We start from the raw sequence: 20,710 nt of genomic DNA on the forward strand, positions 1-20,710 counted from the left end.
CTTATTCCCTCACTTCAGAAAGGTCTCTAAGCTGATTTCAAACTTTTGGCATTTTGTCAGTTCAATCGAATAAGTAACTGAAAGAATAGAATCTACAACATTCTTAGGTGTAATCTTAGGGAACTCTTCTGTAACGTGGAATATACGATGTTTGTCTACAATAAAGCTGTTTAATTCTTCCTTGATCAGTTCAGGAGCATACCCATAGGAAATAAGTTTGGCTTCAAAAGAATCCAAGTCGGCCGCGCTACCTTGTTCATTCAATGAAAATCTAATCTCATTTGCTAACTTTTCAATCGACTGCCCATTTTCCGAAGACGTTAAAGCGTAGGTTGCTAAGTAAATCGAATTCTTTTCGCTGTACAGCTGCTTAAGAGAGGAGATGTTAACTGCATCTCCTTTAGAAGTTCTGTACGATTTCACTTCCAACACTGCATCGTCCAGCAAGAAGTCCTGTTTGTCAGCTTCAGGACCGTTCCATGACTTAAGAGCCTGGTGAACTCCATACTTTGGAGTAGCAACATCTTTTAAACAGCACAGCTCAGAAAACAATCCCATCTGCCTTTCAATAGAAAACGGAGTTCTTTTATCCTGCTGAAGTAGCTGTTGCCAACGCTTAAGACGCTTTTCTACTGCTATTAACATTTCAGTACCTTCTGAGTGTTCTAAAATGACTTTAATAAGGTCTTCACAGAGAGAAAAGAAAATCTCCCAATCTTGTTGATTTTGCAAAATCAAAAATAGGTCTATTTTTCCTTTCGTAGAACAATCTTTAATAATTTGAATGCCTTTCAAATCAATATTGCTTTCTCGAATCTTAACAAAGTTTTCCACTTGAATTAAAAGACCGTAGTTATTTTGAGAATCAGTAATCCAATACAAATTATGAGGAGTTTTAAAATCAACTCGCCTTTGAACTAATCTACTCATCTGTTTCCATGGATTATTCTTCATTTAGTGCAAATTCCTCTCCTTCCTCTTCTTCTTCTTCCCACATTTCCTGAATAGCAACTGTATTCATCTTGAGTCTTACAACTCTGCTGAAGTCGCCTGGCTTATCGGGAAAACTGACTCCAAAGGCAGCTAGATCTTCTACTTCTTCACCAGTAGGGAAATTAAATGTTCCCTCTTTTTCAACTCCTTTAACTTTTTTAATACCGTGTTTCGGAACAACTATTTTCCCATCTATAATATGAAGCATAAGTAATGGATTTTTCATCTCTCCTCTTGCTTCCTTCCGTTTATTCCTAAGCTGTTTTCTTAATTCATCTTCTAGTAAAGAAATAGTCTCTGCGCCACCAGATGAAACCTGACGATTAGCTATTTCATAATAATTATTTTTCACTAAAATTTGTCTTTCCTCTTTATTTATAAAAATCTCATTTATATTATATGCTCTATCTTCTCCACCACTATATAATGCAATATCCCATTTAGTATCCTGTCTTTGCGCATATTCAATTATAAACTTAATAGGCATTCTAGAGTTGAGTCCAAATGGATCTGAAGAAAAAACTCTAAAAGAATTTAAGAATTCAAGTACCAGATCTCTATCAACATTTCTCCACAAATGATTATTTTTAACTTCTTCATATTTAGATTTATAATCTTCTACAAGAGTATTTACAGTAGACTCAATTAAATTTAGATTTTCTCGATTGATAGCATCATCCTTAAGTAGCCAGCTTGTTTCCTTTGCAGTACCATCTAATTTCATTTCTATTGTTGTATCTAAGCTATTTTTCAATTTATTTTTTGCTGTTACTTGTAGACCCGTATCTGGATGAAACTTTACAGCTAGTCCAAAATCATTAGGTGTCTTCTTTTGTCGAGCCATCCTGTTTAGTTCTTCTACTAGATCTTCAGTTGCTTCAATTATAGTCGCAAAGTTTTGAGCAATCTTTTCAGGCATGTAAACGTAACAAAGATCTTCGTAACCATTACGATAGCCAAACCATCTTCCCATTTGCATTAGAGTATCATAATAGACGGTATTTCTTAAAAAGTAACTTACACTTAGGCCCTCCAATGTATAGCCTCTAGATAAACTTGTTCCGCCAATGACTATAGCGTTTGTTGGAATTTCTTCACTATACTCTACTGGTAACTTAGAATCATTATGAACTTCTCGAACCATTATACTTTCACTTATTTTAGCTATTTTTCTCAAAACTTCTTCCCAACTAAATTCAAGAAGCAGATATTGTTCTCTATACGTTTCTTCTAGATCATCAATTAGACATTTTGGTCGAATCTCCATAGACAAATTCCCATAGCTCTCTAAATCCTTTTGAAGTTTAGTAACGTAATCATAAATAAATACACTTACTTTTTGGTGCATATTAGTAAACCTAGTTGCATGAACCAACATGCTGTTATGTTTATTATCTTGTTGCCTCAAGTGTCTAATTCCAATATTAATAACAAAGTGTCTAATAGCTCTATAAAGACTTTGAGGTATATCTATCAATTCATCATCTTTTTTATGTTTAGGATCTATAAACTCCTCATAGTCCTCTAAAAATCTTATGTGCTGCGGATAAGTTTCAATAAACACTTTCCGTGCTCCAAAATAGTTTTTAGGTGCTTTTAATGCATATATAAAATCACGTGGGAACAAATCAGAGCCTACTTCCTCATTGTTAGCTAAATGATTGATAAAAATATTTGCATATGGAGTAGCAGTATAGGCAACATAAGAGCTTTTTTCAAACAAATTCAGCAATTTCCGAATTAACTTGTTAATCGTGGCAGGCTTTTCGTCAGTAGCAGTATTTACTGAAGCATAGTCTGATTCATCGTCAATAAGCAACATAGCATGTTTAGAAACCTTCTCATTATAATGACTATCTATCCACTTAATCACGTTTTTCAATGAATTAGGATGCTTTTTTATTACCACTAATATAGGACTGTTAATGTTATCAAAACTCATGCCTTGCGACTGTATGCGAGCATCACGCTTATTAAAGTCCGAATTGGCAGTGGTTAACGATACAGGATTACGATTTGATTGCAGGCCTCTAAATTTACCTGTTCCAATGTAACCATTTGAGTCCCTTCCTACAAATGATTCATTTAATCTTGCTTGTGTTTGATCTCTTAGGTTGTTCATTGAACCTGCTATAACCACTATAAACTTGTATCCAGCGTCTGCAGCTTTACATATTAATCCAGTATAGTTGCTAGTTTTCCCTGATTGTACATGCCCGACTACCATCCCTAACCTACTAAAAGAATCAGAAAAAGGATCTCCAATATTATTCATTACATTATCTGTATCTTCATCAGTAGTTTTAATAACTTCGGGTACTAAAGTTCGGCTCATGTATTCTTTATATCTTTTCCAATAATAGTTTTCATTTTTCTGTTTTTCTTTAACTGTCCACCAGGAATTATCGCGTTTTTGCTGTTCGAATCCTTGTACAAGAATACCATTTTCCATTGCTACATCGAATTCGGTTTCTAATTCTCTTTTCATTCTTTCCCAATCTTTTATATTAAGTTCGTCTAAATAAACTACTCTTAAAAACTTAGCAAAAGAATTTAACCCGATCTCATTAATTTGTTTCTTTGTTTCCTCAACTTCCTGGTGTATTCTTTCAACCTGCAATTTCTCGTCTACTGCCTCTAAACCTTCATATACATACTGCTTTATAGATTGATAGCTGTTATTTTTCATTTGTTAAATAACTCCTCTCGATTTCTAAATATCTCCGTTTTAAGTAGTCGCCGAATAGTTTCTTCTCTTATTCCTTTTTCCCTCAACCGTTCAGCTAACTCTTTAATATCTTCTTCTGTTATCATTGCTTCTTGCTGAATCTCATAAGGATTCTGCTGCAGCTGCGCTTGAATCGATTCAAGTGGTAGATAGGCCTGCAGCCCTTTCAAGTACATATCTAGAAGCCTACGATTATCCTCAGACAGCTCTTCCTGCAGCTTTTCTAAGAGAGGATGCTCTTGATTCAATGCAAATCGTAAACGCGACTCATGAGGAACCAGTTCCCAAAACTTTGTTGACGTCTTATCTTCGATTCTGCGTCCTCTACCAGTGTATAACCTTGATCCTTTTTCTGTTACCTGACGAATGATTCTTCTGAGATCATTCTTAATTTCCGAGATGGGGCTCGCAGTTGACTTTTTGATATCAATTCCCCAAAACTTGTCCTGATCATTCGTAATATCAATTTTTATTCGAACCAGTTTGTGAGCATCGTTTACACGGTGAAGCCCCCACCAAGTTCCATAGATCAGCAACCTACGGGCTCTATACAAATAAAATCCCTGCGATTTTGTATAGCCTTCTTCTGTAGCATATTTTTCATATTCCTGCTGAGACAGCTTCGAATGGTGAGGAAGAATATAAGGCTGCACAGTAATGATCGATTTATTGATTTTAAGATTTTCACTCGTAAGTTGCTGCGTAGCAGGATGATTTACATTAAAAGGATTAAATGGTGCTAAAGGATTATTATTAATCTGTATAATAATCGCCTTTTGTTTAGGACCACCTTCCAAAAACTGATGGAATACAAGAGACAAATGCCTCCTTAAATTCATAATAACTGAAGATAACTCGGACTTACTTACGCTATCTATTCCTTGCCATACAACAAGTGTTCCACTGTCTTGGTCTCTTAGTTTTTTCAACAAAGGTAGCTTGTTTAATTGAGTAAGCGACGGTGCAAGTAGAATCCACTCGTCTGCATTCGCGATATAATCCAGATCCCACTGTCTGACTGAAGTTTTTTTGTTCTTTTTAGAAATCACTGTTAGGCGTTTACACTGAGAAAAAGAAGCTGTTTTCAATCCTAAACCAAATCTGCCTAAGTCATGCTCACTTCTCTCTTCGTTGGGATTTTTAGTACCCAGTCGCATAGCTTCAACTAGTTCTGTCGTGGCCATTCCATTGCCATTATCAAGCATGCAAAAGATAAGCTCTGGCTCTCCGAGCATCAGAATATCTATTTCCGATGCTTCAGCTGCAATACTATTATCCAAGATATCTGCTACAGCTACATCAAATGTATAGCCTACATCGCGAAGTGACATAATAAAATTTCTAATGTTTGGACTTATGACTTCCTTTTTCATGTATCCACGCCTTTTCGCTATGCTTTCGAATCACAAAATGTGTAATACCTAAGTGCTCATACTTATATTAATCGGTAAAAGTTTAATCTTACATTAATATAGATACTGCTAATGAGGTGCAAAATGAAAAAAATCCCCTTCTTTTGGAGTACTTTGAAGCTATGGTTTAATCAAAATGAAAGAATTTATCCATGGCGCACTACCAAAAATCCATATCATTTACTCGTCGCAGAATTTTTACTTCAACAGACCCATGTAAGGAAGGTTGAAGATGTGTATAAATCTCTACTTTCTAGTTTTCCTACTGTGCAACAACTGTCTAAGGCTTCAGAATCAAAATTGATTGAAATAATTAGTCCTATTGGTCTAATTTACCGCGCATCTAGAATTAAATCAACAGCTAACCAAATATCTACTAATTTTAATGGAAAAGTACCTAATGAATACGATGCACTAATAAAATTACCGGGTGTTGGAGACTACATTGCCAACGCAGTGCTCTGCTATGCTTATCACCAAAATACAGTTCCCATCGATACTAATGTCATAAGATTATTTATAAGATACTTTGACCTCAAATCAGACAAACCCCGTCCAAGGACAGACAAATTACTTGCTTCGAAGATTAGAAACTTGTATGTTTTCGACTTTGACTTCAGGACAGCAAATTTAGCTGTATTAGACTTTGCTGGAATGATCTGTACAACGGTTAACCCCAAGTGCAAAGAATGCCTTCTAAATGTTCAATGTATTCACTATAAAAAAGAATCCCTGCTCAAATTGAAGTACCCCTTAGAATAGATATTGGAATCCCCCCTGGTTTATCCGATAAAATTCTAGGAGTGCATTTTTATGCGAGCAAACAAAGGACAGAAGTTTAAACACTATCCGAAGTCACTGGAAGAGGAAGCTATCCGCCTTCATAGCGAAGAAGGCTGGAGGTTTCGAAAAATAGCAAAACATTTGGGTGTACAAGACAAGGATCGGATTAACGTGTGGATGAGTAAATATCGCGAAAGCGGTCACGAAGCGTTTGAGGACAGGAGAGAAGAACCTCATCGGATGGAAACCGAGCAGGAACGAGAGATCCGGCGCCTCCAGTTAGAGGTAGACATTCTAAAAAAGTGGTTACAAATCTTGAATCAGGAGGTTCATACTACAAGCACATCATGGTTGACCAAATGAAGGATAAACAATCGAATAAACGAAGATTGGGTGTAGTGATAGCTAAACAAGCTGACCCTAGTTGAGTACCGGCGCCAGCTTGTTGCCTTGGTGTTTTTCAATGTCTACTAAATGGGGTCTTGACCAAATAGAACAGGGATTTTTATAAATCAACAGTTTTTAGTGGTGTAATTACATCTTTCAGAGACTTTACAGGAGAGTGCCCTAAATAATAAAGAAGCTGATCTGCAACAGCTCTCCCTAACAGGGGAGGTACTGCATTTCCTACCTGTTGGTATTGGGCATCTTTAGCCCCCATAAACAAAAAACTATCGGGAAAGGTTTGCAACCTAGCAGCTTCTCTTATACTTACAGCTCTATTTTTTATAGGATGAATCCACATAGATTTTCTGATATTCAAAACAGTCCCAGAGGGAGCGTTATAGTTCAGTCGCAGATACACTGTATTTTGAGTTCGCTGTGGATTAGAATACGTATCTTTATAAGAATCATCTAGGTGGTGAAAATTCTGTCCTGGCAGAAGCATCTTAAATCTCTGAAGTGCAGTTTCCCCTGTATCAGTCATAATATGGTTTCTAACGTCCTTAGATCCTGACTGTAAATATTTTAGCAATGGGTTTACATTTTGAATATTCGTTTTAACTACAGGTTGGTCTTCCTCCATAAGGATTAAAGGCTCTACATTTTCAAGATCCTCAATAGCATCTTTCACAGTATAGAATTGTTCCGTATTCTTAATAATGGGCTCAGGTAGCTTTACTTCTATATTTTTGACCAATTCATTTCTTACACCAACAAGGAAAAAACGCTCTCTTTGCTGAGGAGCTCCGAAATTAGCTGAATTCAATACCAACTGATCCTCATTGAATTTATAACCTAAATTTTTAAATTTTGCTTTCAAGTAATCTAATACAATATATGTTTGAAGATTTATAAAGATTTCATTGTTTTCTGAGTAGAATTGACTAGCTTTTAACCCGTTAGTTTCAATCTCCCCAGCTCGCATGATAATCTGCTGAATAACGATAACTTCGTTTAGACATGTGAAAACCTCTTCTAATGAACTTTCCTCATTCTGTAATAGATCCTTCAGCTGCATCCATTTCTCTCTGTACTCTGGGCTCCAGTAATACTCATGAAGATTTTCCCAATTACAATAGAAACTTTTAATCGCGAGGCGAGTTTTCTTGAGATATACTTCAGCTTTATTTTTCTTTCTGTATAAATGATTCAGTTTAGAAAATAGAACTTTATTCCCGATCACATAACTAGGAATAGAGACACGTAACGACTCATTCAAAAAAACTAAAAGCTCAGACTTAAGTGTATTTACCTCCCCTAAGGAAACTTTCTCTTCCGATGGTAGAAGTCCAAGCTCATCAACCTCCTGCTCATCATGTGAAGACAAGAAAAATTTATGCTTATTAGACTTAAGTTCCTTAACATTCTCCATAACAAAGCCGTCTGGGTTAAGCAATTCAATTGCTTTGACAAATTCCTTTACAAGTTGATTATTAGCAGAGATTAATGCTGCCTTTTGTCTGTTTGCATTTGAAAATCCTTGGCAGGGGGGACCTCCAAAAACAATATTCACTTTGACTGCCCCCATATTTTTGCATTCATTTAATATTTGGTTGTAATCAACATTTCTAATATCACCATACATATTTACGTCAGGGTGATTTTCTAAATAGGTTTGCTGTGCTGATTTATTATTCTCGACAGCTGCTGCTATTCTTATCTGACCAGTTTGTACAAAACCTAAACTTAAACCACCTGCTCCAGAAAAAAGATCAACAGCTAGCAACTTACCATTCATTTCTTCGAACCCTCCTCAATCAAGAACACCTGTTCCATTAAAAGCAGCTTATCATACTCACGTGCAAAAAACAATCAATTACTTTTAGAAGAATTTTATTCTACTCTGAAATCACGTTAATGACCAGCATAGAAAGAGTCTGCCTATTGGCAGACTCTAACTTTCATACAGGAGATTATTAAGTTTTTTCTCAATTAATCTCTCTAGTTCTGATCGATCAAGGGCATCAAGAATGGTAACTCCACCCAGCTGGTTAATATACATCATTAAGTTTCTGAAAATATTTCTACTTACTCCTATACCTTCAATTTTATCTTTCTGATGAATAACAGATAACACAGCTCGAGTTATATCCCTATTTCCGGAGAATACACGTTCAAGCAAACTTTGAGCAATATCCAACTTGGATAAGAGCATAGCAGTAAGTTCGAAAGGATCCTCCCTCTCCTCATCATAAGACACATATCCGTACCACCATAGTCGGGCAATTCCGTTACGAACGAGTGCTCTACCTTTGTTTGACATAAAAAAATAACGTTCCTTTATCGTATCTTCAGGTTTTTCTTTTTTCAAATAGGTTTCAACTGGCCATCTTTCTCGCATATAATTCCAAAAAGTTTGATGAGCTAAATACGTCCACATTCTCTCATCGCAAGCTTGAATTAAAGTTATATCTTTTAATGTAGAATATACCTTTTTAGTATTTTCCAAGTCAAAATGAACAGTTGAACTTATTGGCATGTGTAGGTCTATATCCTCTACTCGTATCTTTGAAGGAAAACTCCAAGACTCAGAACCAAAATACTGATCCAACCAAGGGATGTTAGAAGAATAATACGAAATATTATGTTTTATATTTGATTTTATATCATCTAGGGAACTATCGCTTACATAATGTAAATTCAAACTTTAGCACCTCAATCTTCCTCTAAATTCATTAATGCTGAAAAAGACTGACTAAGCGGATCCCCAATCAGTTTCTGTGCAATGGAGATTGTAGACTCCTGCTCAAAACTGTGAGAACTTAATTCTATTCCAAAATCCTTTAGTCTTAGCAAAATAACCTGATACCAACGGCACTCTTCATAGTCAAGAGTTGTCTCCTCATGTCTTAGCGTCTCAAGAATAGATACTAGAGCTGGAATAACAATTAACGAAGAAAGAATAGGTTGAAAATTGGAATTTAAGGAAATAGATTTATAATAATCAAAGTTTTCTACGGACAATTTAATAATAATCTTATTTCCGGAGGAATCTACTTCAATAGCTTGAGCGTAATCACTACGATTAGGCTGAATAGAGAAAATTGACGGAATTATCTTTAATGGGTCAATGTCTTTTTCAGCAAAAAATGATCTTTCAGCATCGATAGCAAGAATATCTCCCTTACTAATTTGAAAGCTGTAGCCTTCATAGTCAGGATGAAACTCCGGTAGTTCATAATGTTCTATATCTTCAATAGCTATAATAAATGCACAGATTTGCACTTTCCCTTCAATATCTTGGGCAGGAAGGTTGAAAGTAAAATCACTATCGAACGAGGAGAATACTTTGCGATAACGTGTTGTTTGGCATTCAAAATGAAATGCAAACTTAGCCTTATGATTCTTTATAAGATGGTTTATCCCGTCACTGCTTGTGACGCAATTTGCATCAAAAATATATAAACTGTTAGTTTTAATATTTTTAAGGGAAGCCTGAAAATCGCTATTTATAAAATCATCGGAAGTATACGCAAGTACAGGATGCGGATACTGTCTAGAACTAATTTGCATAGATAGCCACCTCCAGAGCGCACCGCAACGGTTCCTTAAGCGTAAAAGTTATCACTGTTCGCTCGTTCTTATCGAAACGTACTGGACCAATCTTCACATCATTCTCTATATGCACATTCTCCTCAAACTGCTCAGCCGAATGTACTTTAGCCTGCTCGCCTCCTACTTCCCCTATAATATTAACTCCAACATATCCATATCCTTCCTCGTTGGACATAAGTGTCATCTTATACGTCCCTTTAGCAGGATCAGTACAAAAAATTCTAGATTGAGTTATACGTAGGTTTTTATTTACTTTAGGCTGTAGCTGTTCTTCGTCTCCTAATTGTTCCAATTCATTATTATTTTCTTTATCCGATTTATTGTCTTGATTAAAGTCAGACTGGTTATGTTCTTCGAAACCCTTCTCCTCTCCCTTTTCATCATTGCTGTGTTCAGTATTATTATCAAACGACTCTACATTATTAATATCTGAATCCATACTAGAATCAAGTTTGCTTTCTTCTGCCTCTTGTTGGTGGTTATAGCCTGGCAAATCACCCTCACTTATTATGTTAATAGTATTCGGCTTGCTCTGCCGGTAATTTACTTGAAGTTCAATTTCTTTGGGCTCACTTTTTTCTCCCTCTTCTTCGGCTAATGCAGGAGCCGAGTTAATGTCATCTTCTTTATCAGGGAGATAATCACTCAGCCCCTCAACATCTAATTCTTCAGAAGCATCCCCAAGCGAAATTGATCTAATCTGCTCATTCATCCAACCATATAACTTTTTTATGATCCCTTTTGCATAATTTGGATCATCATGCCGTTCAGCTTCCCATGCAGTATGTGTAGGAGGCTCTATCTTCCGAAGAAATTCATTAACTTTGTCTCCATCTGCAATCAATACACCGGAGAATTTAAATGGAGTTCGAAAGCCACCTTTATCGTAGATCTTCATCCCTGTACTTCTGACCATTGCTACTCGTTTAGGTGCATCTTTTCCCGGCAGTATGTACATTCGAATCTCCCCAAGATCCTGAAAGTTATCGAGTACAAATTTGGAAGTATTAGACAGAGTATAAGCCTCATAATAAGAAAATGATAAACAGTCTAATTCCTCCTTAGTGTATTTGCCCAGTATACTAGGTAGCGTTTCGGCGTTTATCTCTGTTTTTCCAACTTTCACTATCAATTTCTGATCCAAGATGGCAACGAAAAAACTTTCTAAAACGGAGCGAATGACTTTAGTCTCCCAATCCTTTTCCGCATTGAATCCCGCTATAAATATATCAGTCCCAACTTCATCTCTTCTGAAAAATTCATTAACTTCTTCTTTAAAAAGTATTGGCTCATTTTTCTCTTTTTGTCCATAATAACCCGTTCCCTGAGTGGGTTCCCCCTGCTCATTAAAATGAGTGACCAGCTTGGCCACCCCCTGGAACGCATCAATTCCATGTAGATCTTTAGTACTGTAAAAAACTGTCCTAAGATCTGAACATGCAAAAGGGGCATGTTTTCCAATACCAAAGGAGCCCCCAGACTTGGAATCTTTGTTTGAGGAACCCACCGACTTGATTAGATTATGCCACCCTCCGTGATGGCCTTGATTTGCTCCAGTTAGTCCAGTAGTATTGTAGTCACTTATTTTCAGGAATCTGATTGTTTCGGATTGCATAACGTTTAATGCCTGCTCAAAAAAGCTAACTGTTTTCTCATTCTCTTTCCAATAATCCAAACTTTGATTTAGAACACTGATGAACACGTCTTTTCTAGGGAAGGAAGATGCTGGAAGTTCTTTAATTTCAAACTCTACTCTCACAGGTTCGATGCTTCCAGAAACTCTAGCATCACACGAATTTTGATTAATCTCTCGGGCAAGTGAATCCCATGGGTTCCCCTTAAATGTTTCAATACCCGCATCATTTAGCCCAGTAACTTGTCCGTAGTTGTTAGGTGGAAAATTCCAATTTATCATAGTCTTGCTCCCTGCTCAGCTAAATTTCTTCTGCATTCCGCTGCCAACTTCTGCACTAAGTCAACTGTGACTGCGTTGCCAACCTGCTTGTATTGCTTACCTTTAGGCATTCCTATTGGAAAAGAAAAAAAAGAATCTTGAAATCCCTGTAGCCGAGCACATTCAATAGGTGATAGCTTCCTTATTCCCCAATCATCCTTAATTACAGGAACGTTATGCCCACCTTCACCCATGTTAGCCGTCAGAGTAAAAGCAGCAGCACTCTTATTTTCACGTACATATGCACGCCGCAGCAGATAAACTGAATCCTCATTTCCTTCAGCTATTTTATCGGCAAACATCCTACCATACTTACTGTTTTCGTCAAAATAATATTCTTCGTCCGCTTTATGCTGTATATCAAGATATGATCTTACATCGTTCATCTCTTCTACAGTATTAGGAAATTTGAACGTATTCATTTTAAAATGCTGCTGCGAAAAAGCAACCATGTATAAACGTTCTCTATTTTGTGGGATATCTGTATGCTCCTTAGTATTTAGGACTACTGCATTACTACGTTGCGATATCAAGTTACCTTTTTGATCTAGAGGAACTCTGAACCAGTAACCAGCCCTTTTAAGCTCTTCTTCAATTGTATTAATAGTGCTTTTATCATCATGGTAAATCAAATTTTTCACATTTTCCAATACAATAATCTTAGGTTTTCGCTCACCAAACTCTTTTATCAAACGAACAATCTCAAAAAACAACTGTCCTCGTGGATCCTTAAACCCAAGTTTGTTACCTGCAAGGGAAAAAGACTGACACGGAAACCCAGCAGTTAGAACGTCTACCGGCACCAGCTCATCAGCTCCCACCGAAAGTTCTTCTACGGATTTCTCCATCAGTCTAGTTTCCGGATAATTATGACGATATGTCTGAGATGCAAAGCTGTCCAGCTCATTCGCCCACACTACATTAAATCCTTCATTCTTGAATGACCGGCAGAATCCACCAATTCCTGCAAAGAGACTACCTACCGTATATTGATTTTGCTTGATCAAATCCAAAGATGCCATCTCCAAAATAATATTTCATTCACTTGTAAGATACTATATTTAATAATAGATGAGTTTCAGAGAAAATGTAAGACATCTGCATATAGAAAGGCAAAGTTAAGACGGAAAAGATTAAAACTTTGTAAGACTCTAATAAAAGGTCTGTTCAATTCGAGAAATCTTTATTATTAATACTTCTTCTACTGACAAAACTATGTCCCTCTGGCGATAAATTAAACTATGAAAAGTAGAACATACAGGAATTAAATCACTTACGGGTTCTATATTTTGTTCCTCACTTATTCTTGATATCAGAGTAGTGAATGAATTTCAATAAAATGTCGTGCCAGGTCACTCCCATAAATTCATTGAAGTTAAACCCATAGACTTTACAAGTCGTCCCATGTTTCTCTATTGCTTTAGCTCTATTCTTTAAGCGTCGTTCATAACTAACATGAACTTTAATATTTTGGCTCCTTCTTTATCTGGCGCATGAATCTCTATTCTATAAAATTTGTTCTATTGAGAGAGTACTTAAACCAATAGCTAGACTGACAGAATTAGATAAGATAAATGTACTTGGTTTATCGTTATTTATCTTGTATTCGACTAGAAATACTTTACCAATTATTGTTTATAACAATTGTGACGCTATATTGTTAATTACCAAATCAGCACACTTGTTATTTTGTTCATTTATTCCTTAGATTCAGCCAGAAACATTGAAAAAAGCTAAAACGCCCTCTCCCAAGATTATCGAAAAAATTTTCGTTTAGCTTTATTATTTTTCAATAGTATTTTACTCAATAGGGTCTTTCAATCGAAACAAATCTATTCCGTACTCATCACCAGTACAGCAACGCACTCCACATGCGTCGTCCACGGAAACATATCCACCGGCTGCACCTCAACCGTCCGATATCCTCCATCTTCGAGCACCCGCAAATCCCGCGCCAATGTCGACGGATTACAGCTCACATACACGACTCTCTCCGGCTGCATTGCCAGAATCGTCTCCAGCAGTTCAGGATCGCAGCCTTTGCGCGGCGGATCGACGACGATGACGTCGGGCACTATACCGCCCTCCTCGCGCCAGCGCGGAATGACGACCTCGGCAGGCCCTGCCTCGAACGTCGCATTCCCAATACCATTCAGCTCCGCATTACGCTTCGCATCCTCAATCGCCTCCGGCACGATCTCAACGCCGTACACGCGCCCGGCTTGCCGCGCCAGAAACAGCGATATCGTCCCGATCCCACAATAAGCGTCAATGACGGACTCCGTCCCGGTTAGCGCCGCATACTCCACCGCTTTGCGGTACAGGGTCACCGTTTGCAGCGGGTTCACCTGATAAAACGATCTCGCCGATATCGCGAAGCGAATACCATCGAGCTCGTCATAAATAACATCGCTGCCCCACAGCACCTTCGTCTCATCGCCAAAAATCACATTCGTGTTCCGCTCATTCACATTTTGAACGATACTCGTCACACCTGGCAGCTCCTCACGGATGCGCTCCACCCAGCGCTCAGCCTGCGGCAGCTTGCGTCCGTTCGTCACGAGCACGACCATCATTTCGCCCGTTACAAAGCCCGTACGCGCCATTACATGGCGCAGCACGCCGCGTCCGCTCTCCTCATCATAGCCAGTTACGCCTAGCTCGCGGCCAATCGCCTTCACTGCCCGCACGATTTCATCATTGCGGTCATGCTGAATCAGGCAATCATCCATATCTATAATCCGATGGCTGCCCCGCGCATAAAAACCAGCAATCAGCTTACTCTCCGCACCATCACCGTCATTAGCATGACCGCCTGTCATCATGCCAATCGGTACCTGCGCCTTATTCCGATAGCGCCAAGGCTCATCCATCCCAATGGTCGGATGCACAATAACGGCTGCTTCCGCCGCTTTATTTTCCGCCGATCCACCTGCCTGTGCTTTCTCCGCTTCCCCAGCCACACTCAGCTTCCCGATCCGCACCAGATTGTCCACTACATGCTGGCGTTTCCAGCTCAGCTGGGCTTCATATTCCATATGCTGAAGCTGGCAGCCGCCGCATTGCTTGTAAATATCGCATGGCGGCTCGACGCGATCATCGCTCGCGACCAGCAGCTCTTGCAAGCGCGCATAGCCATACTGCTTCTTCGTCTTCATGACCTTCGCGCGCACGCGCTCACCAGGGAGTGCGCCCTGCACAAAAAGGGTATAGCCCTCCGCGCGGCCTACCCCTTCCCCGTCATGCGTCAGTCCGATAATATCGAGGACGACCTCTTCATTTTTGCTTACCGGCACATTTTCCGGTGGCTTCGACTGGGAATTGCTGCGCCCACGTCCGCCGCCACCTCTGTTATTCCTTCTGTTCATTGCTCTACCCGCTCCGCTCTATATCGCCATTAACGCAAGCAGGCCGCTAAGCGGCCAACTTTCTGCTCTTATTCTTTTTCACAAAATGACTCGCCATCATACACGAATCCCTGATCTATCCTATCCACTTCCGCTCACATAAATCCATTATACTACCGATAGGTCGACTCGCCCATCTCATCGGCAAAAATTCGCAAATGCGAGGGCAGCACCGAGAACGTAAACGGCAGCTTGCCGCCGTACTCGCCGTCGAGATTGATCTGCACGTAGTCTGGCGTCGTTACCTTCATCTCATTCGTGCGGAAATGGATAATATGCGGATCATTCATATGCTCCCCGCGCAGCGCGAGCGACACGAGGCGGATAAACTCCGGCAAATTGCATTTACGCAGCAAAATCACGTCAAACAATCCATCGTCGAGCTTCGAGTCTGGAGCCAGCTTCTCAAACCCGCCAACCGAATTGCTGTTGCAGATGAGAAAAAGCATAAATTCCTCATGAAAATCGCCAACGCCTGCGGCCTGGATTTTCAGCTCGGTCGGGCTGAGGCGCGTCATTTTCTCCATGCCCTTCATATAATACGCCAGCTGCCCAATCATCGTCTTGAGCTTGCTCGGCACATCATACGTCAGCTCCGTCATCGAGCCGCCACCGGCAATGTTGATAAAATATCGCTCATTCGCCTTGCCGACATCAATCGGACGCGTATACTGCTGAATGATCAGATCAACCGCATATTCCCAATGTTTCGGAATGCCAAGCGCCCGCGCGAAATCATTCGTCGTCCCTAGCGGCAAAATGCCCAGCGGCGGCAAATTCGGCTTTTCCGCCAGCCCATTAATAACCTCATACAGCGTTCCGTCGCCGCCCGCCGCAATAATTAGATCATAGCCGCGCTCCGCGGCTTCGGCAGCCGCAAGCGTCGCATCGCCCTCGCCTATCGTTGCGTGGCAGCTCGTCTCAATACCGCCGCGCTCCAGCCGCTGCAAAATATCTGGAAGCCTGCGCTTCATTTCTTCCCTGCCGGAAGAAGGATTATAGATCAATCTTGCTCTTTTATATGCTGACATCAGCGTGACCTCCAAGCCATTTGCAATTTCTCATGTGTCGGCAGGCCTACCTATCGCCTTCGCGCATGCTTGATTCGTATCTTGCTTTCCACCTTCAACTTTCAAAAATCCACGTTCCACTATTATACGATTACCCGCCTACCGGGTGTTCATTTCATTTACCAACCGTAAATTTCACTCCATCTTTGCGCCCTTCAAACCACTTCACTTCAAAGCACTTCACTTTATTTCAATCCAATCCACTTCGATTCAATCCACTGCACTTCAATGCACTTCAATGCACTTCAATGCACTTCATTTCACTGCGCTTCACTTTAATTCGATTCAATTCATTATACTTCATTACACTTCACTTCATTTGACCTCGGTCCGCTCCAGCCCCGCCAGCCAATCCACCATATTCCGCACCAACCAGCGCTCAATCGCCGGATCAGGCAGCATTGGCCTTCCATTATAGCGATAGTCAAGTCCCGACAAGCGCTCCGGAATGACCTCATTCGTGAAATAGCCATTGCTCAAAAATAGCGGCACGACGATAACCGCTTCCTCCGGCCGTTCCACCTGCATGCCCTTCAACCGCGCTGCAGCCTGATCAGGCAGCAGCATAGCCGTTTCCGCGCGCGCGAAACCGCCCAGCTCGCGTATACGTCCAGCTAGCGCGTCCAAGCCTTGCTGCCAGCGCTCATGGAACACCGGCTCCTTGCTGCCGTGGCCAATTAATAGCAGCGCTTCGCGGCTCGGGTCCGCGCTAAGCGGCTTTAAATTTTCCAGCAGCAGCTCCGCAATTTCGGGATCATCATTAATCGGCATCCCCATATGGACATGCGCGTTCACCCGAAAAATGCCGAGATCGCCCTCAAAATCCGAGATCGGCGCAAAGCCAAAAGCCTGTCCAATCTCATCGATATGCGTACTGCCTGATGAAATAAACAGCGGAAGCACATACAGCTCGGTTACGCCCTGTGCCTCCAGCTCGTCAATGCCGTCCTGAATGAGCCGGCCCTCTACAATTTCAAGAAAAGACGAATACACGGGCACCTCGGCCCGCTGCATCGTCTCTGTTGCCCGTCCTACTGCTTCATCTACAAGCCGCACCCACTGCGCATCGCGCGAGCCGTGGCTTATAACGAGAATACCGGGTTTTTTCATGGCTTTCACGCACCTACCGTCCTAAACGTTCTAAAGCCATTTTATACCCGTCGTTGCCATAATTCAAACAGCGCTTCACCCGCGAGATTGTAGCTGTGCTCGCGCCTGTCTCCGCTTCAATCTGATTGTACGTGCTGCCCTTGCCGAGCATGCGCGCTACTTCCAGACGCTGCGACAGCGACTGAATTTCATTGACCGTGCACAAATCATCAAAAAACACATAACATTCCTCAACGGATTTTAAAGTTAGGATGGCCTCAAACAATTGATCTACTGCTTTATCGTTCAGCTTTTTGAGCTGCATATTCTTCACTCCTCTAGTCTTCGAACCGGACTTCCAATGCTCACATTGTAGCTTTTTTAACCGTTTTTTTCAAGCATTACCGTATTCACGCTTTACAGAACAGAAGAGAAAACGGGGGGCATCTGCCGTTATTTTTCTGCAGGACCCGTGACATTCGTCCAATCCTTACGTTTGCCTATGCCATAGACTAATACCAAGTGTACACCGCTTCACCGCCGCTCTGGCGGAGGAGCCCGCGCTTCACTAGGACCGCTTTGCACAACGCACCTCGTCTCCCACCGGCAGAGCATTCCACCATGTAGCACGGCGTTTCGACTATAAAAAATAAAAGGGTGATCAGCGTGAACTATCGCAATAATCCCGGCGGCTATCCCCAATATCCCCGCTACCCGCATGCTCAGCAGCCGCAGCAATTCCAGCATCGCAGCAGCCGCCAAGGGCAGAGCCAGCTCAGCCCCGCCGTTAACCATAAGGCCAGCGTATCCGGCTTACTGAATGAAAATGCGATCCCAGAGTTCCAGCCGCCGCTTCAATCGGTTCAAGCCGTACAGCCGGAATCCCAAACCATCGTCCCAGCTACCGCAGCCGAGCTTGCCGAATCCGTAGCACCTGCCAAAGGCGGCGCATTCTCGCTCGCGAATTTAGGAGAGATTAAAGGCTTCGTCGACCGTATAGGCGGCATTGATGGGATTTTGTCCACCGTGACGAAGGTTCAGAAGGTCATGAGCAGCGTATCCCAGATGGCTCCGCTTGTGAAGGTGATCATGGGCTCCTTTGGGAAAAAAGGGGCCGAGGACGACGCCACCGATGACGTGGAAGAGTTCGTCCCTAAACGCAGGCGCCGCAAATCCGGCAGCGGCTCAGCCACAGGCCCCGCTAACCGCAGACGCAGGAGAAAACGCCGGCGCTAAGCCCCAAGCAGCGGAGAGCAGCGCCGCAAACTCGGCCTGCCTCCGCAGCAACAAAAGCGCGGTAACCGGCGCGCTTTCCTTCCCTTCTGCCAGCAGCAAGCCTTGCTGGCAGAAGCTCTATTTTTCACCATCCACCCATCCCCGCGCAACAAAAAAGCCCGCGTCCACTAACGGACCGGGCCTCAAAACGCTATACAAGCTTAAATGAACAACCAATCTATTGCCCAGTAGACAGCCATTGCCATCAGAACCGTGATCGGAATCGTAATGACCCAAGCGACCAAGATTCGGCCCGCCATCGACCATTTCACGCTGGAGAAGCGCTTCGCGCTGCCTACACCTAGAATCGAAGACGTGATAACATGTGTCGTACTTACTGGCAAATGCAGCACGGTAGCCGTCAAAATAACGACAGCCGAGCCTACATCGGCAGCAAAGCCATTGATCGGTTCGATTTTGAAAATCTTCGTACCCATCGTTTTAATGATTTTGTAGCCGCCGACGGACGTACCAAGCGCCATCGCCAGAGCAGCGGACAGCTTAACCCATAGCGGAACATCCAAGTTATCCTGAACTCCCGCAGCAACGAGCGCAAACGTGATAATTCCCATCGCCTTCTGCGCATCATTCGTACCATGCGAGAACGATTGGAAGGCCGCCGTTATGATTTGGCTGAAACGGAAGCCTTTATTCACCTGATGCGGGCTCGATTTGGCGAAAATCCGCTTGAGCAGCCACATAATGATGAAACCAGCCGAGAAAGCAATAAGCGGCGATAAAATGAGAGCTTTAACAATATCCGTAAAGCCCGACGCATTAATCGCGCCCATTCCTGAACCTGCAATAACCGCACCAGCCAGCGAGCCGATGAGCGCATGGGACGAGGAGGACGGAATTCCGAACCACCACGTAACCAGGTTCCAGATAATAGCCGATATGAGCGCAGCGATAACGACTTCGACACCATTCGGCAAATCAGCAGGATTCGCTACGCCGCTTCCGATCGTTTTGGCTACCCCGGTAAACATAATCGCACCGAGGAAGTTCATCACCGCAGCCATCATAATGGCTACGCGAGGCTTGAGCGCACGGGTAGATACCGACGTCGCAATCGCATTCGCGGTATCATGGAAGCCGTTAATAAAATCAAAACCGAGTGCCAGAATGACAACCGTCCATAAAATATATGAATCCATTAGAGTTGACTCCCACTTTCCGCGTTAGCTATTGCGCATAATAATCGATTCCAGCGTATTGGCTACATCCTCGCAATAGTCGGTCGTTTGCTCCAGCATTTCATAAATTTCCTTGCGTTTCATTAGCTCAATCGGATCGCTTACGTTCGCAAACAAGCTTGTAATACATACGCGAAGCAGATCATCGGCTTGATTTTCCAGCTCATTGAGCGCAATGTTCGGCTCACGAATAGCCAGCAGCTTCTTCTGCGTCAGCAAATAAATGGCTTTCTTGATCTGATGCGCGCAGCGCAGCAAAATGTCGCCAAACAGCTGAATGTACTCATCCTTCTCCTTGATGTTGTACATTTCGAAACGCGAAGCGCAAGCCTCAATTCCATCCAGCACATCGTCAAGCGAGCTTGTCAGCGCCATAATATCTTCTCGTTCAATCGGAGTGATGAACGTTTTGTTCAATTCCTTCAAAATCGTGTGCACATACTGGTCGCACTGGCTTTCGTATTCCTTCATCGTCTTGGCAAAAGTAGAGACATCGGACAAATCCGACAAACCATTCGAGAAATACTCAACAGCAACAACGAGCGCATCGGCCATTTCTTCAAACGTTTTAAAGAAAATATCTTTTTTCTTGAACATCGTAATCCCCTTTACCCGGCTGGATGTTTTGTTTGGGCATTTTGTCGACCTATGGTGACCTTTGGTGGATAAGCCCAGAATATCTTAACACAGTTTACTTTAAAATTGTTAACGGAATATTAACGTTTATGAAAAAAATTTCTTTTTTTCAATCTATGCCGACACTCCGTTCATTTCCTCCGCTTCCAAAACAAAACGCCGCCTCCT

The 20,710-nt window shown here is 41.7% G+C and carries 17 protein-coding genes; 3 read left to right on the forward strand and 14 right to left on the reverse strand.

Translation table 11 applies throughout. The features are described 5' to 3' along the window. Positions 1 to 9 precede the first annotated feature (9 nt). The 3 genes from ACSR9A_RS07720 to ACSR9A_RS07730 are packed head-to-tail and all read right to left on the reverse strand — an operon-like array spanning position 10 to position 5,094. Positions 10 to 954, reverse strand: a complete 945-nt coding sequence (locus ACSR9A_RS07720; RefSeq protein WP_473756506.1) for a PD-(D/E)XK motif protein — start codon at positions 952 to 954, stop codon at positions 10 to 12. Then, positions 944 to 3,682 (reverse strand): Z1 domain-containing protein, encoded by a 2,739-nt coding sequence (locus ACSR9A_RS07725; protein ID WP_473756507.1) that lies wholly within the window; start codon positions 3,680 to 3,682, stop codon positions 944 to 946. The genes ACSR9A_RS07720 and ACSR9A_RS07725 overlap by 11 nt, the downstream gene beginning before the upstream one ends. Continuing rightward, positions 3,679 to 5,094, reverse strand: a complete 1,416-nt coding sequence (locus tag ACSR9A_RS07730) for an ATP-binding protein (RefSeq protein ID WP_473756508.1) — start codon at positions 5,092 to 5,094, stop codon at positions 3,679 to 3,681. Before ACSR9A_RS07730 ends, ACSR9A_RS07725 begins: the two co-directional genes overlap by 4 nt. 123 nt (positions 5,095 to 5,217) lie before the next feature. On the opposite strand from ACSR9A_RS07730, the gene ACSR9A_RS07735 reads away from it, so the two are divergent. Both ACSR9A_RS07735 and ACSR9A_RS07740 read left to right on the forward strand, forming a co-directional pair. Then, positions 5,218 to 5,895 (forward strand): HhH-GPD family protein, encoded by a 678-nt coding sequence (locus ACSR9A_RS07735; RefSeq protein WP_473756509.1) that lies wholly within the window; start codon positions 5,218 to 5,220, stop codon positions 5,893 to 5,895. Between the two features lie 51 nt (positions 5,896 to 5,946). Further along, positions 5,947 to 6,279 (forward strand): transposase, encoded by a 333-nt coding sequence (locus tag ACSR9A_RS07740; RefSeq protein ID WP_473756510.1) that lies wholly within the window; start codon positions 5,947 to 5,949, stop codon positions 6,277 to 6,279. Positions 6,280 to 6,421: 142 nt separating this feature from the next. Here ACSR9A_RS07740 and ACSR9A_RS07745 read toward each other — a convergent pair whose 3' ends face one another. The 9 genes from ACSR9A_RS07745 to ACSR9A_RS07785 form a co-directional block, all read right to left on the reverse strand. Continuing rightward, positions 6,422 to 8,098 (reverse strand): DNA cytosine methyltransferase, encoded by a 1,677-nt coding sequence (locus ACSR9A_RS07745; protein WP_473756511.1) that lies wholly within the window; start codon positions 8,096 to 8,098, stop codon positions 6,422 to 6,424. Between the two features lie 156 nt (positions 8,099 to 8,254). Beyond that, the gene (locus tag ACSR9A_RS07750; protein ID WP_473756512.1) at positions 8,255 to 9,004 is read right to left on the reverse strand and encodes a DUF6339 family protein; all 750 of its coding nucleotides are present in this window, start codon (positions 9,002 to 9,004) and stop codon (positions 8,255 to 8,257) included. Positions 9,005 to 9,015: 11 nt separating this feature from the next. Further along, the gene (locus ACSR9A_RS07755; protein WP_473756514.1) at positions 9,016 to 9,873 is read right to left on the reverse strand and encodes a hypothetical protein; all 858 of its coding nucleotides are present in this window, start codon (positions 9,871 to 9,873) and stop codon (positions 9,016 to 9,018) included. After that, the gene (locus ACSR9A_RS07760) at positions 9,863 to 11,830 is read right to left on the reverse strand and encodes a hypothetical protein (RefSeq protein WP_473756516.1); all 1,968 of its coding nucleotides are present in this window, start codon (positions 11,828 to 11,830) and stop codon (positions 9,863 to 9,865) included. Before ACSR9A_RS07760 ends, ACSR9A_RS07755 begins: the two co-directional genes overlap by 11 nt. Continuing rightward, positions 11,827 to 12,882, reverse strand: coding sequence for a DNA cytosine methyltransferase (locus ACSR9A_RS07765; RefSeq protein ID WP_473756517.1), 1,056 nt, complete (start codon positions 12,880 to 12,882; stop codon positions 11,827 to 11,829). The genes ACSR9A_RS07760 and ACSR9A_RS07765 overlap by 4 nt, the downstream gene beginning before the upstream one ends. A gap of 819 nt (positions 12,883 to 13,701) precedes the next feature. Continuing rightward, positions 13,702 to 15,237, reverse strand: coding sequence for a 23S rRNA (uracil(1939)-C(5))-methyltransferase RlmD (gene rlmD / locus ACSR9A_RS07770; protein WP_473756518.1), 1,536 nt, complete (start codon positions 15,235 to 15,237; stop codon positions 13,702 to 13,704). A gap of 152 nt (positions 15,238 to 15,389) precedes the next feature. Next, entirely contained in the window at positions 15,390 to 16,307 is a 918-nt protein-coding gene (locus ACSR9A_RS07775) for a diacylglycerol kinase (protein WP_099517062.1), read from the reverse strand. A gap of 354 nt (positions 16,308 to 16,661) precedes the next feature. After that, a complete protein-coding gene (locus ACSR9A_RS07780) occupies positions 16,662 to 17,456 on the reverse strand; it encodes a sirohydrochlorin chelatase (RefSeq protein ID WP_473756519.1) in 795 nt (264 codons plus the stop codon). A gap of 13 nt (positions 17,457 to 17,469) precedes the next feature. Next, positions 17,470 to 17,760, reverse strand: a complete 291-nt coding sequence (locus ACSR9A_RS07785; protein ID WP_046231556.1) for a YerC/YecD family TrpR-related protein — start codon at positions 17,758 to 17,760, stop codon at positions 17,470 to 17,472. Between the two features lie 341 nt (positions 17,761 to 18,101). On the opposite strand from ACSR9A_RS07785, the gene ACSR9A_RS07790 reads away from it, so the two are divergent. Further along, a complete protein-coding gene (locus ACSR9A_RS07790; RefSeq protein WP_473756521.1) occupies positions 18,102 to 18,671 on the forward strand; it encodes a tyrosine protein kinase in 570 nt (189 codons plus the stop codon). 200 nt (positions 18,672 to 18,871) lie between these two features. On the opposite strand, the gene ACSR9A_RS07795 is transcribed toward ACSR9A_RS07790, so the two are convergent. Continuing rightward, positions 18,872 to 19,867 (reverse strand): inorganic phosphate transporter, encoded by a 996-nt coding sequence (locus ACSR9A_RS07795; RefSeq protein WP_341281105.1) that lies wholly within the window; start codon positions 19,865 to 19,867, stop codon positions 18,872 to 18,874. Positions 19,868 to 19,891: 24 nt separating this feature from the next. Beyond that, positions 19,892 to 20,503 (reverse strand): DUF47 domain-containing protein, encoded by a 612-nt coding sequence (locus ACSR9A_RS07800; protein WP_341281104.1) that lies wholly within the window; start codon positions 20,501 to 20,503, stop codon positions 19,892 to 19,894. Between the last annotated feature and the right edge of the window lie 207 nt (positions 20,504 to 20,710).

The organism is Paenibacillus sp. R-74696, from assembly GCF_055814915.1.